At 68.1% G+C, this 15,473-nt stretch carries 15 protein-coding genes; 2 read left to right on the forward strand and 13 right to left on the reverse strand.

Annotated elements, in window-relative coordinates; genetic code table 11:
• Positions 1-22: 22 nt before the first annotated feature.
• Positions 23-2,476 carry a DNA topoisomerase (ATP-hydrolyzing) subunit B gene (gene gyrB, locus DAT35_RS06675; RefSeq protein ID WP_108066048.1) on the reverse strand — a complete coding sequence of 818 codons (2,454 nt, stop codon included), beginning with the start codon at positions 2,474-2,476 and terminating at the stop codon, positions 23-25.
• Positions 2,477-2,600: 124 nt separating this feature from the next.
• Positions 2,601-3,059: a hypothetical protein gene (locus DAT35_RS06680; protein WP_108066049.1), complete on the reverse strand. Its 459-nt coding sequence runs from the start codon at positions 3,057-3,059 to the stop codon at positions 2,601-2,603.
• Between the two features lie 98 nt (positions 3,060-3,157).
• On the opposite strand from DAT35_RS06680, the gene DAT35_RS06685 reads away from it, so the two are divergent.
• On the forward strand, positions 3,158-3,919 hold the full coding sequence (locus DAT35_RS06685) for a GNAT family N-acetyltransferase (RefSeq protein WP_108066050.1): 762 nt from the start codon (positions 3,158-3,160) through the stop codon (positions 3,917-3,919).
• Between the two features lie 4 nt (positions 3,920-3,923).
• On the opposite strand, the gene DAT35_RS06690 is transcribed toward DAT35_RS06685, so the two are convergent.
• From DAT35_RS06690 to DAT35_RS06705, 4 genes are read right to left on the reverse strand one after another with little or no spacing between them, the layout of a single operon-like run.
• Positions 3,924-4,292, reverse strand: coding sequence for a response regulator (locus DAT35_RS06690; RefSeq protein ID WP_233261324.1), 369 nt, complete (start codon positions 4,290-4,292; stop codon positions 3,924-3,926).
• Positions 4,292-5,938 carry an ATP-binding protein gene (locus DAT35_RS06695; protein WP_108066052.1) on the reverse strand — a complete coding sequence of 549 codons (1,647 nt, stop codon included), beginning with the start codon at positions 5,936-5,938 and terminating at the stop codon, positions 4,292-4,294. Before DAT35_RS06695 ends, DAT35_RS06690 begins: the two co-directional genes overlap by 1 nt.
• Positions 5,935-6,387: a response regulator gene (locus DAT35_RS06700; RefSeq protein WP_108066053.1), complete on the reverse strand. Its 453-nt coding sequence runs from the start codon at positions 6,385-6,387 to the stop codon at positions 5,935-5,937. Before DAT35_RS06700 ends, DAT35_RS06695 begins: the two co-directional genes overlap by 4 nt.
• Complete coding sequence (locus tag DAT35_RS06705; RefSeq protein ID WP_199242827.1) at positions 6,384-7,808, reverse strand: CHASE3 domain-containing protein; 1,425 nt, start codon at positions 7,806-7,808, stop codon at positions 6,384-6,386. Before DAT35_RS06705 ends, DAT35_RS06700 begins: the two co-directional genes overlap by 4 nt.
• Before the next feature lie 319 nt (positions 7,809-8,127).
• Here DAT35_RS06705 and DAT35_RS06710 point away from each other — a divergent pair, with 319 nt between their 5' ends.
• Complete coding sequence (locus DAT35_RS06710) at positions 8,128-10,245, forward strand: serine/threonine-protein kinase (protein ID WP_108066054.1); 2,118 nt, start codon at positions 8,128-8,130, stop codon at positions 10,243-10,245.
• Between the two features lie 737 nt (positions 10,246-10,982).
• Here DAT35_RS06710 and DAT35_RS06720 read toward each other — a convergent pair.
• Genes DAT35_RS06720 through DAT35_RS06750 form a run of 7 tightly spaced genes read right to left on the reverse strand, consistent with a single transcriptional unit; the run spans position 10,983 to position 15,418 of the window.
• Positions 10,983-11,453, reverse strand: a complete 471-nt coding sequence (locus DAT35_RS06720; RefSeq protein ID WP_108066056.1) for an NUDIX hydrolase — start codon at positions 11,451-11,453, stop codon at positions 10,983-10,985.
• Between the two features lie 22 nt (positions 11,454-11,475).
• Complete coding sequence (locus DAT35_RS06725) at positions 11,476-11,946, reverse strand: NUDIX hydrolase (protein WP_108066057.1); 471 nt, start codon at positions 11,944-11,946, stop codon at positions 11,476-11,478.
• 22 nt (positions 11,947-11,968) lie between these two features.
• Positions 11,969-12,436 (reverse strand): NUDIX hydrolase, encoded by a 468-nt coding sequence (locus DAT35_RS06730; protein ID WP_108066058.1) that lies wholly within the window; start codon positions 12,434-12,436, stop codon positions 11,969-11,971.
• 21 nt (positions 12,437-12,457) lie between these two features.
• Positions 12,458-12,928, reverse strand: coding sequence for an NUDIX hydrolase (locus DAT35_RS06735; RefSeq protein WP_108066059.1), 471 nt, complete (start codon positions 12,926-12,928; stop codon positions 12,458-12,460).
• Between the two features lie 21 nt (positions 12,929-12,949).
• Positions 12,950-13,420, reverse strand: a complete 471-nt coding sequence (locus DAT35_RS06740) for an NUDIX hydrolase (RefSeq protein ID WP_108066060.1) — start codon at positions 13,418-13,420, stop codon at positions 12,950-12,952.
• Positions 13,421-13,442: 22 nt separating this feature from the next.
• Complete coding sequence (locus DAT35_RS06745) at positions 13,443-13,913, reverse strand: NUDIX hydrolase (protein WP_108066061.1); 471 nt, start codon at positions 13,911-13,913, stop codon at positions 13,443-13,445.
• Positions 13,910-15,418: a DUF2380 domain-containing protein gene (locus tag DAT35_RS06750; protein ID WP_108066062.1), complete on the reverse strand. Its 1,509-nt coding sequence runs from the start codon at positions 15,416-15,418 to the stop codon at positions 13,910-13,912. The genes DAT35_RS06745 and DAT35_RS06750 overlap by 4 nt, the downstream gene beginning before the upstream one ends.
• Positions 15,419-15,473 lie beyond the last annotated feature (55 nt).

Here is a 15,473-nt window from a genome sequence, read left to right on the forward strand (position 1 = left end):
TCCTGCCAGCCAGGGCGCTGGCTCAGATGTCCAGGTTCTGCACGTCCAGCGCGTTGCGCTCGATGAACTCGCGCCGCGGCTCGACGGCCTCGCCCATGAGCAGCGAGAAGATCTCGTCGCTCTCCACGGCGTCCTCGATGCGCACCTGCAACAGCGTGCGGGTGGCCGGGTTCATCGTGGTCTCCCAGAGCTGCTCCGGGTTCATCTCGCCCAGACCCTTGTAGCGCTGCAGGCCCAGCCCCTTCTGCGCGTCCTTGCGCACCACGGCCAGCACCTCCTGCGCCGACAGCGCCATCACTTCGCCCTCGCCCACCTTCACCGTGTACGGCGCCCTGCCCAGCGCGCTGAACGCGTCCCTCAGGCCCACCAGCTCCTGGTACTCGGGCGACGACAGGAAGCCATGGTCGAACACCGTCTGGCGCAGGCCTCCGTTGATGTCCGTCTTCACCACCAGCTTGCGCGTGTGGTGCTCCGGATCCACCGGGAAGGAGACCTCGAAGCGGCCCAGCGTGTCCGGCATGCGCGCCTTCAGGTAGGCCGTCATCTTCTCCACCTGCTCGCGCAGCGCGGCCTCGTCGCTCAGCGTGCCCGCCTCCAGCCGGGTCGCCTGCACCAGCGCGTCCACCACCCGCGCGTCCCGCCGCGACGCCAGCTTCTCCAGGCGCTCCTCGTACGTAATCACCTTCTCCAGCAGCGTGCGCAGCTCCGAGCCGCCCAGCTCCCCCGTCGGCGTCATCACCCGCGAGTGCTCGGAGGCGATCCGCAGCAGGTAGTCGTTCAGCCCCCGCTCGTCCTTCACGTACATGTCCTTCTTGTTGCGCGTGACTTTGTAGAGCGGTGGCTGCGCGATGTAGAGGTAGCCGTTCTGGATGAGCTCCGGCATCTGCCGGTAGAAGAACGTGAGGAGCAGCGTGCGGATGTGGCTGCCGTCCACGTCGGCGTCCGTCATCAGGATGATGCGGTGGTAGCGCGCCTTCTCCCAGTTGTAGTCCTCGCGGCCGATCCCCGTACCCATCGCGGTGATGAGCGTCACGATCTCCGCGCTCGTGAGCATCTTCTCGAAGCGCGCCTTCTCCACGTTGAGAATCTTGCCGCGCAGCGGGAGGATGGCCTGGTTGCGCCGGTCCCGGCCCTGCTTGGCCGAGCCACCTGCGGAGTCACCCTCGACGATGTAGAGCTCGCTCTCGCTGGGGTCTCGGCTCTGGCAGTCGGCGAGCTTGCCCGGCAGCGAGCCGCCGTCCAGCACGCCCTTGCGCCGCACCGTCTCGCGCGCCTTGCGGGCGGCGATTCGCGCGCGCGTGGCATCGCCAATCTTCGCGACGATCTTCTTGCTGACGATCGGGTTCTCCTCGAGGAACGTGGCGAGCTGGTCGTTCACCATCTGCTCGACGAGGCCCTTGATTTCGCTGTTGCCCAGCTTCGTCTTCGTCTGCCCCTCGAACTGGGGGTTGGACAGCTTCACGGAGATGACGGCGGCGAGGCCCTCGCGAGCATCCTCACCCGTGGGCGTCTCCTTCAGGTCCTTCCACTGCCCGCCCTTCTCGGCGTAGCTGTTGAGCGTGCGCGTGAGCGCCGCCTTGAAGCCCGACAGGTGGCTGCCACCCTCGTGGGTGTTGATGTTGTTGGCGAAGGTGAAGATGCGCTCGTCGTAGCCATCGTTCCACTGCATGGCGATCTCCAGCGACACGCCCTCCTTCTCCGTGCGGAAGTGGATGGGCTTGTCGTGGAGCGCCTGCTTCGCCTTGTTGATGTACTCGACGAAGGAGACGATGCCGCCATCGAACTTGAAGTCGTGCTCCTTGCCGATGCGCATGTCCCGGATGATGATGCGCAGGCCGGCGTTGAGGAACGCGAGCTCGCGCATGCGCTGGCTGAGCGTCTCGAAGTTGAAGTCCACCGTCTCCATCACGGTGGTGTCCGGCTTGAACCAGATGAGCGTGCCGCGCTTGTCCGTCTCACCGACGACGGATGGCGCGCCATTGGACACGCCGCGCGCGTACGACTGCTCGAACACCTTGCCGCTGCGCTGGACGCGGACCTTGAACCACTCGGACAGGAAGTTGACGCAGGTGACGCCCACGCCGTGCAGGCCGCCGGACACCTTGTAGGCGCCGTTGCCGAACTTGCTGCCGGCGTGCAGCTCCGTGAGCACCACCTCGAGCGTGTCCTTGCCCTTGAACTTGGGATCCGGGTGCGGCCCCACGGGGATGCCTCGGCCGTTGTCCTGCACCGATAGCGAGCCATCCACATGGATGACCACCTCGATGTCCGTGCAGTGGCCCGCGAGGGCCTCGTCGACGGAGTTGTCCACCACCTCGTACACGAGCTTGTGCAGCCCGTACGTCATGGTGTCGCCGATGTACATGCCCGGGCGCTTCCGGACGGCCTCCAGGCCCTCCAGCTTCGTGATGGCACCGGTGTCGTAATCCGCGGGCGATGGCGCCGCGGCGGTGCCGGGGGCGGGGATGTTTTCCATGCGCTAGAAATCCTTGGGAAGACGCGTGGCTGGACCGGTGTGCCTACCACTTCGAGACACACCGAACAAGATTGTTGAGAACACGCAAGGCAGCGAAAAGATTCACGAAATACCCCGCGCGACGCTATGCGTCATAACGCGGTGCGGGCTTCCTTTCTTCCAGGGCGCTCGCCAGCTCGCCATAGGCCGCCCGCGAGGGGAAGAGATGACGGGTCACCAACACACGGCCGCCCTCGTCCAGGAACAGGCCGAGCACGTCTCCCTTACCTCCGAGCCGGCGAACGGAGTCGATCTGCCCCCAGGACAGCTGGAGCTGGCTGCCGGTGAAGGGGCGGGCCACCTGGACGCCCCGGGCGTTGAGGGTGACGCCCCAACCAGGACGCGGGCGCAACCGGTGCCAGGCGAAGACGAAGGCGAGCATCAATCCTCCGGTGAAGCCCGCTCGGACCACGGACAAGGGGGTGTTGCCCACGGCCCGGGCATCCGCCAGAGCCCAGGCGCTGAGGATGGCGAGCGCGCACGCCCCCACGAAGAGGGCCCGGCGCGTCGGACGAGGATCAAAGGCGAAGAAGCGAGGCTCCATGCGAGCAGCCGCACCCTAACCTCCTGGAGGGCCGGCCGGGGATTTTCCGCACGCCGGCTGTCCACCCGCGAGCGCCTGGAAGCGCCTACCCTGGCGCCATGACGGACGCTGAACTCAGCGCGCGCCTGCGCGCCAACATCCTGGGCTTCCGCACCGTGCAGGCATGCCACGGTCCGTTGCGGGTGTGGGAGCTGCCCGGGGTGCGGGCCTTCACCCTGCCCGGACATGCGAACAGCCTCTTCCAGCATCAGGTGCTGTACGAGGACGCCCGGGCGCTCGCCGAGGCCCTCGCGCCCCTGGAGGCGTGGTACCGCGAGCAGGGCGTGCGCGCCTGGCGCGTGCCCGTCTACCCGGGTGACGTGGCCGCGGAGGCCGAGCTGGCCCGCGCGGGATACCGCCCCGATGGCGTCCTCCCCGCAATGGGCCTCCCCCTGGCGCCCCCGCCTTCCCACCTCCCCGCGGGCACCACCCTGGAGCATCCGGAGCACCTGGACGAGCTGCTGACGCTCAACGGGCTCTTCTACGGCGAGGAGTCCGTCGTCCACCTCGAGGCGTGGCGCACGCGGATGCCCCCGGCCCACGTGCACGCCGTGATGGTGCGCGAGGCGGGCCGGGTGCTCGCCGCAGGCCTCACCTTCGAGCAGGAAGGCACCGCGGGCATCTACCTGGTGGCCACCCACCCCGAGGCGCGCCGCATGGGACTGGGCACCCGGGTGATGCAGGGCCTGCACGCGGACGCGCACGCCCGGGGCTGCACCGCCGTCGTCCTCCAGGCCTCGCCCATGGGACATGGCCTCTACCAGCGGCTCGGCTACCGGGACCTGGGCAGGTGGACCAACTGGGTGCGCCGCGCCGACTGAGGCCTCACTCGCGCAGCAGGTGCTGGCCCACCGTCTCCACCAGCACCTCCACGTCCACCGGCTTGCGCAGGTAGGCACACGCGCCCACCTCCCGCGCCACGGCGGCGTTGCTGGCCGAGGCGGAGAAGATGACCACGGGGATGTCCTTCCAGTCAGGCATCGCGTGCATCTCCTGGGCGAAGCCCTGGCCGTCCAGCACCGGCATCATCATGTCCAGCAGCACCAGGCCCGGCAGAGGCCGCGCCTGCGCGAGCACCTCCAGCGCCTCGCGGCCATTGCAGGCCCCCAGCACATTGAAGCCCGCGTCGCGCAGCACCTCCTCGAGCGCCTCGCGTAGGTCCGCGTCGTCGTCCACGACCAGCAGGGGGCGCATCACGCGGGCACCTCTGCCGCCGGCGAGGCGGCTCGCAGGGGCAACTCCAGGGTGAAGCGGGCACCACCGCCCGGGCGCTGCTCGGCCCACACCCGGCCCCCATGCGCCTCCGCCGCCCGGCGCGTCAGGTACAGCCCCAGCCCGAGCCCCCCGTAGGAGCGCGAGGACACCGCCCGTCCGAAGCGCTCGAAGATGCGCTCGAGCTGGTCCTCGGGAATCCCGATGCCCCGGTCCTCCACCACCACCCGCGCCACCTCCGCGCCCGGCACCACCCGCACCTCCACCGGCTGGTGCGGGCCGAACTTGAGCGCGTTGGACACCAGGCTGGACACCCCCTGCTCCACCCGCATCCGGTCCCACTGGCCCACCACGCCCGGGGCCACCTCCAGCTTCAGCGCGCAGCCCACGGCCTGGGCCTCCGCCTCGAAGCGCTCCAGCACCTCGCCCACCAGCTCGCCCAGGTCCACCCGCTCCAGCGACAGGGGCAGCCGGCCTGTGGACAGGCGCGACACGTCCAGCAGCGTCTCCACCAGCGTGCCCAGGCGCCGCACCTGGCGCAGGCCCCGCTCCAGCCGGCCCACCAGGTCCGAGGAGGACTCGCGCCGCGCCCGCTGCACGAGCGTGCCCAGCTGCAACCCCAGCGTGGTGAGCGGGGTGCGCAGCTCGTGGGCGGCCACGGCGAGGAACTCGTCGCGCAGGCGGATGGCCTCCTGGGCCTCGCGGTAGAGGCGCGCGTTCTCCAGCGCCAGGGCGGCGCGGCGCGCCAGCTCCTGGGCCACGGACAGGTCCACCGGGGTGAAGCCCTGCCGGCTCCCGGTGATGCCGAGCGTCATCACCCCCAGCCGCCTCGCGCGCCCCAGCAGGGGCACGTGGATGGCCGAGCGCAGCCCCATCCCCAGCAACGCGCGCAGGTGCTCCGGCGAGCGCGCCAGCACCTCCAGACGCGAGGAGGGAACGTCCGAAACCAGTTGCGACTCGCCGCTGCGCCACACGTACGCGGGGCCCGAGGCGGCGCCCGGGTCCAGCGGGAAGAGCCGGTCCGCCTCGAAGCCGCGCCGCACCCACTCGGGGTCCTCGTGCGCCAGCGCCGCCAGGCGCAGCGCCTTCCCATCCTCGGAGACGTAGACGGCACACCAGTCCGCCAGCTCCGGCACCGGCAGGTGCACCACGTGGTCCAGCGTCTCCTGGAAGTCCAGTGAGCGGGCCAGCACCTCGCTGGCGTTCGCCAGCAGGGCCCGGTCCCGCTCGCCCCGGGCGCGCTCGTGGCGGATGCGGGCCTCCTCCAGCTCGCGCGACACCGCGGCCGGCAGCCGGGTGAGCAGCGACTTGGGGAAGTAGTCGCGCGCCCCGGCCTTCATCACCTCCACGCCCTCCCACTCGCCCACGCTGCCGGAGACGACGATGACGGGGATGTCCAGGCCGCTGTCGTGCACCACGCCGAGCACCGCCGGAGCGTCGAAGCCGGGCAGACGATAGTCGGAGAGGATGATGTCCCAGGGCTCGTTGCGCAGCGCCGCGCGCAGCTCCTCGGCCGTCTGCACGCGGATGCTCTGCACCTCGAAGCCACCCCGGCGCAGCTCGCGCTCCACCAGGACCCGGTCATCCGGGTTGTCCTCCACCAGCAGGGCGCGCAGGGACCGGGTCATTCATACGCTCCCGGCTGCGGCACGCGGTTGAGCATCAGCCAGTAGACGCCGAGCTGACGCGCCGCCTCGACGAACTCGGTGTAGCTCACCGGCTTGCGCACGTAGCTGTTGCAGCCCTGGCTGTAGCTCTCCACCAGGTCCTTCTCCTCGTCCGAGGAGGTGAGGATGACCACGGGGAGGAAGCGGGTGCGTGGGTCGGCGCGAATCCGCTGCAGCACCTCGTGCCCGTCCAGGAGCGGCAGCTTGAGGTCCAACAGCACCAGGGAGGGCAGCGGCTCGCCGGCCCGGTGCGCATACGCGCCGCGAGCGAAGAGGTAGTCGAGCGCCTCCACGCCGTCCCCGGCCACATCCAGCGGCTGGGTGAGACCCGCGCGCTGGAAGGCACGCCGGGTGAGGTCCACGTCGTCGGGGTTGTCCTCCACGAGGAGAATGGAGCGCGGGTCCCTCATGGGAGTGCCTCCTGAAGGGAGAAACGGAAGGTGGCGCCCTCGCCCCGAGTGGACTGGGCCTCGATGACCCCACCGTGCCTGTGGACGATGCGCTGCACCGTGGCCAGGCCGATGCCCGTCCCTGGGTACTCGGTGGCCTTGTGCAGCCGCTGGAAGGGGCTGAAGAGCTTGCCCGCGTACGCCATGTCGAACCCCACGCCGTTGTCGCGGACAGCGTAGTGAGTCACCCCGCCGGCCGTCTCCGAGAAGAACTCGATGTGGGCCCCGGAGCGCTTGCTGGTGAACTTCCAGGCGTTGCCCAGCAGGTTCTCCAGCACCACCCGGAGCAGCCGCGGATCTCCCCGGGCGGAGAGTCCGGGCTGGATGGAGAACGTCGCGTCGCGCCCGGGGTCACGCTGGCGCAGCTCCTGGGCCACGGACGTGGCGAGCGCACTGAGGTCCACCGGCTCGCACTTCAGCTCGGCACGGCTGACGCGGGAGAGCCGCAACAGGTCGTCGATGAGCTGGCCCATGCGCGTGGCGGCCCCCTGCAGCCTCGTGAGCAGCTGGAGGCTGTCGGACGACATGCGCTCGCCCTCGTCCTCGCGAATCGCCTGGGCGAAACCATCGATGGCGCGCAGGGGGGAGCGCAGGTCATGGGAGACGGAGTAGCTGAAGGCCTCCAGCTCGCGGTTGGCGGCGGTGAGCTCGGCGGTGCGCTGGGCGACGCGGGACTCCAACCGGACCTCGCTGGCGCGCAGGGCGTCCGCCTGGGCACGAACCTGGGCCAGACTGGACTCATAGTCCTGGGACAGGGTGAGCAACTGACGGCGGCTGGACCAGGTCAGCAGCACGCCCACGGAGATCGCCCACAGCCCCCCCACGAGCAGCACGGTCCGGCCCGCCCGCCGGGCCTCCACATCCCGCTGGGTGGCGCGCTGGCGCTCCTCCAGGGCGATGGTGTCCAGGGTCTCCCGGACAGCATCCATCCGCACCTTGCCAACGCCCGAGCGCACCAGGACGAGCCACTCGCTCTTCTGCTCGAAGCGCGAGAGCATCTCCGTGGCCACCCGCTCCCACTCCCGCCAGCGCTCGCGCAGCTCCACCATCCAGACCCCCTGCAGGGGCTCACCCGCCAGACCCTGCTCCAGCTCCTCGATGGCCGCGGGGAGCCGTTGCCCGGCCGCATGGTAGGGCTCCAGGAAGACGGGCGCTCCGGTGAGGAGGTAGCCCCGCACGCCGGTCTCCCGGTCGATGAGCAACTGACGCACCCGCTCCACCTGGGTGAGGGTCGCCTGGGTGCGCCGCGCCTTTTCCTGGGAGTGCAGCAGGTTGCCCACCTCCCACAGGAGGATGACGGCCAGCAGGAGCAGCAGCGTCAACGGCAACAGGATGGCGCGCAGCAGCAGGCGGCGGAAGCGTCGAGGGTCGGTCGGAGGCATCGCGCGGGCCGGGGAGAGGGACACGTCCCCGTGAAGGTTGGGGGTGGAATCAGGCCCTTCAACCCGTGCCGCCGAGCCCGGGAACCGAGCAGGGGACGGAGGCTCGCCCGGCTCCAGGCGTCTGACCTCCCAGGAGCCCCCGGCCCGCGAGTCCACCTGACCTGAGCAGTAGCCCTCGGGGTGATTCCGTGAGTAGTGTCGCGCACCATGACTTGTCGACTCATGTGCGGGGCTCGCCAGCCCCAGGTGCTCCGCCACCCGCCTCGAAACAGACGACTCCCGAGGGCATCCGGCCCGCTCCAGCCAGGAGGAGCCACCCATGGCTGAGGACGCCCCGCGCCCGACCCGCTCCAGCCGCCCCGGCAACCGTCCGGGCGCGCGCCGGCAACCCCGGCCCGAGCTGACCGTGGGAGCCCAGGTGGCCGGCTACAGGGTGGAGACCCGGCTGGGAGCGGGGGGCTACGGCACGGTGTACCGGGCGCGCAGCGGCAGGAGCGTCGTCGCGCTGAAGCTGCTGGCCCTGGAGACCTCGGAGGGCTGGGAGGAGCGGGAGGTGGACGTGCTCCGCCGGCTGAAGCACCCCCACGTGGTGCGGCTGCTGGGCTACGTCGACTGGCCGGAGGACGAGCCCTCCTTCCGAGTCCTCCTCATGGAGCACGTGGACGGGCTGCCCGTGGACGAGTGGGCGCGTCAGTACAACCCGTCGGCGCTCGAGGTGGTGGAGCTGATGCTGCCCCTGCTGGAGGCGCTCGGCGCGGTACACGCCGCGGGCGTGGTGCACCGGGACGTGAAGATGAGCAACATCCTGGTGCGAACCTCGGACGGCCGGCCGGTGCTGGTGGACTTCGGAGCGGGGGCCTACCCGGGAGCGCCCACGCTGACCTCCTCGGGACTGCCGCCGGGCACCGCGGAGTACCGCAGCCCCGAGGCCTGGGACTACTTCCGGCGCCACGTGGGAGAGGACGGGGCGCGCTACCGGCCGATGCCCTCGGATGACCTGTGGGCAGTGGGCGTCCAACTCTACTGGCTGCTGACGGACCGGCTGCCGTTCACGGGCGGGGACTTTCTCGCGGTCGGCACGGCCGTGCTCAACAAGACCCCCGAGCCCCCGAGCCAGCACAACCCCCTGGCGCCCGAGGAGCTGGTCCGGGTGTGCCTGCGCATGCTGGAGAAGTCACCCGGGGCCCGGTACGCGGACGCGGACGAACTGCACGCGGAGCTGGCCGCGCTGAAGGCGAAGGCGGACGAGACGTGGCGCACGCCCCTGTTCGAGCCCCATGCCCCCCACAACGTCACCACCCGTCCGCAGGAACCCGAGGCGCAGGGGCAGGATCTGCCATTGCGGCTGGCGAGGCTCGCGAGGCAACAGCGGAGACGAGGCGCCGCGCCGAGGAAGGAGAAGACTCCCGCACCGGAGGACGCCCCTACGCCGGAGCAACCCCTCGCGCCAGAGCAGACCCCCGCGCCAGAACAAACTCCCGCGCTGGAGGGCAGCCCCCCCGGCCTCGAGCATGCTCCGCCTGCGGCCTCCATGCGCTCCGCGACACGGCGCCCGTGGTACCTGCCGGCGCTGGCGCTGGGATGCCTCGTCCTGACCCCGGTGCTGTGGCCGCACCTCTCGCGGATGACGGACATGTCCTCGAAGGTAGTACGTCCGACCCAACCTCCGATGTCACCCAAGCCCTTTCCCATACACTGGGACACTTTTGTCCGAGATGTCGCGTCCGCGCTGAAACAGCCTGATGGTGGTGAAGACGCGGCGCTCAACGGGAAAGTCCTTTCAGCGCCCGTCATCAACGCCAGACACAGCGAGGAAGACATGCGCGTGAAGAAGACTCCACAGAAGGACTCCCCCCCCACCCAGACCGAGAAGGCACCGCCGAAGGACAAGAGAATGCTTTGCCTGAGCCTCGCCGGCGCAGCCGCCGTCGCAGCTGGCTGCACCACGCCCTCGCTCGTCCAGAAGGCCTTCATCGACTACCACGACAGAGAGAAAGGGCCTCAGAAGAGAGCTGTGGAACTGGTGTTGGAATGCAAGCCCGAATGGGCCGAGAACATGAAGAAGAAGGGCATCCCCGTCGGGAGCGTCCACGACAACCCCTTCCACGAGATCATCAACAGAACAAATATGAAAAAGGAGCAGGCAGCGGTCGATCTGGACCAGACATCCCTTGAGCTCCAGACTCAATGGGGGTCATTGCCAGCCAATGGGTTCTTTGGCGGATCGAGCGTCGTCATTGGGAACCGCATCTACACCCGGTTTCACAATTTCGGCCACCCCAATCCGAAAGTCCCAACGCGCGACAAGCTGTGCGTGGAGGTCTGGCACAACGGTGAGCTCGGCGCTCCCTACCTGGGAGTGGATCCGCAAAGACCGAGGACGGGTGTCCTCTCTGTGCCCAACATCCAGCTGAAGGCCGTGGATAAGTTCCACTAGCCCACGCGCTCTCTGCTGGCAAACGGTCCGCACGTGATCCTCGCGCCCCTTCTGACCCTGGCCCTGCTTACGGGAAGTGCTCCCTCCCCGGGAGTGCATGCGTGTGAGCGAATCAGGCACCGCATCGAGCTGACTTCGAGCCCACCGCAGGAACCTCACGATGCCTGCGTCGGCGCGGAGCTTGCCTCCTCCCTGCCTTTGGCTCAACCCCTCCAGCCGGAAGCCATTGAGCCGCATCAAGCGGAACCCGCCTCCCCTCGAGAGAAACATCCTCCAGAGGGCGGCCTCACGGATATGGCTCTCTCAAAAATGACAGGCGAGAGTGATACCTCCGTCCGAGATCTCAGAGGACACGTCATATGGCTACCTGAATGGGGTGCTCTCTTGCGGCTCAACAGCTACCGGAGCACTCCGCCCAAGGACCCATCCAGAGTGCACGTGATGCTCCAGTTAGAGTGGGTTGCCCCTCGTACCAGCGCTTCATGGTCCGCTACACGAGCATCGTTGAAATGCTCTAGCGATGCCTACATCAAGGTTGACGTGTGGCAGGCTCCTGACTCTTCCGATGCCGATGTGCGCATCCTGATGGAGACCCATGTGGATGTTCGTGAGTTCTGCACCCCATATCAGCTCAGATTGGAAATGAGGGAGGGCACCAACGAGATGACCTTGACTCTCGATGACATCACGTTCCCCTGAGCATCTGCCGGACTGGCTCAAACCGTAGGCAGGGGGGGTCAGACTTCTTCGTCGGGCAAGAGCGTTAGCAGCAATTCGTCGTCAGGCCCGAGTGGGCGCCAACCAGGCGGCGGAGGCGTGGCGAGGAGCACGGCCCTGGCCTGCCTTACGCGTTCCTTATGCGTTTCTGGAGTGAAGGAAGTCCACAGGCCGAGAGCCTTGGCAACCTTGAAACGGATTGCGTCGTCCATCTCGGTCGGCCAACCGTCGGGGAGACTCTGGGACAGCTCGCGCACGAGCTGGCCGCGTACCAGTCGTGTGAGCCGATGGGTCCGCTCTGCCTCGTCAACCAGCACGCCAAACACCTGCGCCCCGGCGACGTCATCCTTGCCAAGCTCCTCGGGCAGCGCCACCAGCGAGGCGGTAGGGCGCGACTCGGCGAATGCAGTGACGGAATCGAAACCCCGTTCACGGACCCGCTCATATAGGCGGACCCTCCAATAGCCCTGCCAGGTACGTCCGTCGCTCATCGCCCTCTCCAGGGATGGGGGTTCAGACTTCCTCGTCAGGCAGGAGCGTGCGCAGCAGCTCGTCGTCGGGACCGAGCGGGCGCCACCCGGGCGGCGGCGGCGTGGCGAGGAGCGCATCACCGACTTGATCGGCGCGCTCCTCATGAGTTTCTGGGGTGTAGGTACTCCAACGGGCGAGTGCCACGGCGACCTTGAAGCGGTTTGCATCGTCAAGCACGGCCGGCCAGCCATTCGGGAGTGCTTCGGCCAGCTCGCGCACGAGTTGACTGCGCACCAAACGTATGATCCGACGACTCCGCTCCGCCTCAGCGACCAACCCGCTGAAAATCTGCACTGCGTTGATGTCATCCTCTCCAAGTTCTTCCGCCAGCGTCACCAGCGAGGCGGTAGGGCGCGCTTCGGCGAAGGCCGTGAGCGAATCATAACCGCGCTCGCGCACCCGCTCATACAGGCGGACCCTCCAGTTGCCCCGCCAGGTACGTCCCTCGTTCATCGCCCTCTCCAGGGGGTGAAGTTCAGACTTCCTCATCGGGCAAGAGAGTGCGGAGCAACTCGTCGTCGGGCCCGAGCGGGCGCCAACCTGGCGGCGGTGGTGTTGCGAGAAGCGCATCACCTACCCGATCGACGCACTCCTTGTGGGTCTCTGGGGTGAAGGCAAACCATAAGCCAAGTGCCTTGGCAACTTTGAAACGGTTTGCATCGTCCATCACGGCCGGCCAACCGTCAGGGAGACTCTGGGACAGCTGGCGCACGAACACATCGCGAACCAACCGTGAGACCTGCTTGCGCTGCTCCGCCTCGGCGAGCAACCCCCTCAACACTTGCACCCCTGCGATGTCCTTGCCTAGCTCCTCGGCCAGCACATACAGCGGAACTGCAGGGCGCGCCTCGGCGAAGGTCGTGAGCGAAGCGAAACCACGCTCGCGGACCCGCTCATACAGGCAGACCCTCCAGTTGCCCCGCCAGGTACGTCCGTCACTCATCGCCCTCTCCAAAGGTGGGGTTCAGACTTCCTCGTCGGGCAGGAGCGAGCGCAGCAACTCATCGTCAGGACCGAGCGGGCGCCACCCGGGCGGCGGCGGCGTGGCGAGGAGAGCATCACCGATCCGCCTTACGCGCTCCCTATGAGTCTCTGGAGTGTAGGAGGTCCACAAACCGAGCGTCCTGGCAACCTTGAAACGGTTAGCATCGTCCAGTACGGCCGGCCAGCCGTTGGGGAGACCTTCGGACAGTTCGCGCACGAGCTGGCCGCGCACCAAGCGTGTGAGCCGATGGCTCCGCTCCGCCTCGGCCACCAACCCACTGAACACCTGCACTGCGTTGACGTCGTCCTCGCCAAGCTCCTCGGCCAGCGCCACCAAAGAGGCGGTGGGGCGCGCATCAGCGAAGGCCGTGAGAGAATCATAACCTCGCTCGCGGGCCCGCTCATACAGGCGCACCTTCCAGTTGCCCTGCCAGGAACGTCCGTCAGTCACTTTCCTCTCCAGGGGTGAATTTCAGACTTCCTTATCAGGAAGGAGCGTTAACAGTAGCTCGTCGTCGGGGCCGAGTGGCCGCCAACCGGGCGGAGGCGGAGAAGCACGGAGCGCTGCCTTAGCCTGCTCGACGCGCTCCTGATGAGTTTCTGGGGTGAAGGTGCCCCAACGGGCAAGTGCATGAGCGACGTCGAACCTGTTGGCGTCGTCCAGCACGGCCGGCCAGCCGTTCGGGAGCTGCTCGGACAATTCGCGCACGAGTTGCCCGCGTACCAAACGCGTGACCCGGCGGCTTCGCTCCGCTTCGGCCACCAGTCCGCGGAACACCTGCACCCCGGCAACATCGTCCGGACCAAGCTCCTCGGCCAACGCCACCAGCGAAGCGGTGGGGCGCGCCTCAGCGAAGGCGGTGAGCGAATCGTAGCCGCGCTCGCGGACCCGCTCGTACAGGCGCACTACCCAGTTGCCCTCCCAGGAACGGTCCTCGCTCATTGTCCTCTCCAGGGGGTGAAGTTCAGACTTCCTCGTCGGGCAGGAGCGTGAGCAGCAGCTCATCGTCAGGCCCCAGCGGGCGCCACCCAGGTGGCGGCGGCGTGGCGAGGAGCGCATCGCCAACTTTATCGGCACGCTCCCTATGGGTTTCTGGGGTGTCGGCAAACCACGAGCCGAGCGCCTTGGCAACCTTGAAGCGGTTGGCGTCATCCAGTAAGGCCGGCCAGCCGTCGGGAAGACACTCGGACAGCTCGCGCACAAGCACATCGCGGACAAAGCGTGTGACCTGCTTGCGCTGCTCCGCCTCGGCGAGCAACCCGCTCAACACTTGCACCCCGACGACATCCTCCTCGCCAAGCTCCTCGGCCAGCGCCACCAGCGAGGCGGTGGGACGGGCGTTTGCGAAGGCGGTGAGCGAATCGTAACCGCGCTCACGAACCCGCTCATACAGGCGGACCCTCCAGTTGCCCCGCCAAGCCTGTCCGCCGCTCATTGCCCTCTCCAGCGAGTGAACTCCATCGGGATACCATAGCGCCGCATGCGATACGCGACGATGTCCAAGACCTCATTCCACGTCAGCATCCTGCCTGCCTTGGCCTCGGCTTGATATAGCGCATCCATGATCATCCGGTTCCATTCGCCGGGCCACATGCGACCCAGGCGCCAGTTACCGCCACCATGAATCGCCTCGTGGTGCGCCTGCTCCATCTCGACACAGAACTGGTGGATGTCCATCTCGCCGGTAAAACCACGCTTCTCGAACCACTCACGGAACTCTTGCGGCAGGACATGGTGCTGCGGTGGCTCGGCCATGCCCGCCCCCGCTCTTCCCGTCACTCGCATGCCCCGCACCTCGGGCCCATCGCCCAGCGCGTCGCGCACGCCCTGTGGAAGCTCGTCGTGTGCCTGCGCCATCAGCACCTGGCCGGCGTGTATCCGCACAGCGGCGCTCACGACGGGAATCGAGATGACTCCCGCCCGCACCAGCCGGCGCATCATCTCCACCCACTCGGCAGAGACGACAATCCGCGTCCCCATCATCACCCCGTCGGCGCCCACCACCAGTCCCACTCCCAGCGTGACGGGCGCTGCCGGTGGTAGCCGGGGCAGCGAAAACCTCATCGCCGATACCATGGTGGCCGTCTCCAAGAGCTGCGCCACCAGCACGGCCTTCTCGTACTGCTTCGCCGCCACTCGCACCGCCTCTCGGGTTGCGGCGAACTCTCCGGTGAGGTGCCCTATCAACGCGGGCAGATCGGCCGCCGCTGCCTCTACCTGCCCTGGCTCCCCGGAGGCCAGCGCCGTCATGGTTGGCTCGAGCATCATCCGCAAGCGCTCCATGTCCACGAACAGCCTCTCCACGCTGTAGTAGGGGCACTGCTCGAGCACGACGTCGGCGAGGTTGAGCAAGTCGACCCATACGGCGAGCAGGATGGAGCCCAACATGGCGGCCTCGAGCCTCGGGCCGCTCAGGCGCAGCAGGGCCAGCTGCATGTCCGGGTCATCCACCTCCGAGGCCGTGTTGGACAGCCGGGTGGCGGCAGCGAGCTCGGCGTCAATCCATCGCAGTTGACGTTCGCCTTGGACGACGGAGGAGATGAACAGGCCGTCGTGTCGACCGGCGATGCCCGACTTGCTGGCCTTGAGTCTGGAGAGCTCTCCCGAAATGCGGCGGGTGGAGCCCGACACTTCGAGAACAGCACCGAGGACCGCCTGACGGGCCAGTGTGACGCTCTGCCGCCCGGCCTCTGCGACGTCACGTTCCCCAGAGCCCGCCCCCGTCACGACCTCGCGGGAGCCCCGGCGACGGTGCAGCCTCTCCTCTACCTCGGGCTCCGACAGGGAGGAGGGTGATGGGGCGGCGAGAACGCGCGGAAGCTCCTCGCGCGGCGTGTAGCCCAGGTTTCTCCCCCGCTCCGGCGGTGGCGTCAACGATGCGCAGCCGGTGGTCAGCACGGCCATGATCAGCATCAACACCACCCACGGGTGTGTCCTCATCGTGCGCGCCTCCTGGAAACGCCCCCACGTGGAGGCATGACCAGGTAATACCCGC

The organism is Vitiosangium sp. GDMCC 1.1324 (assembly GCF_003044305.1).
Taxonomy (GTDB): Bacteria; Myxococcota; Myxococcia; order Myxococcales; family Myxococcaceae; genus Archangium.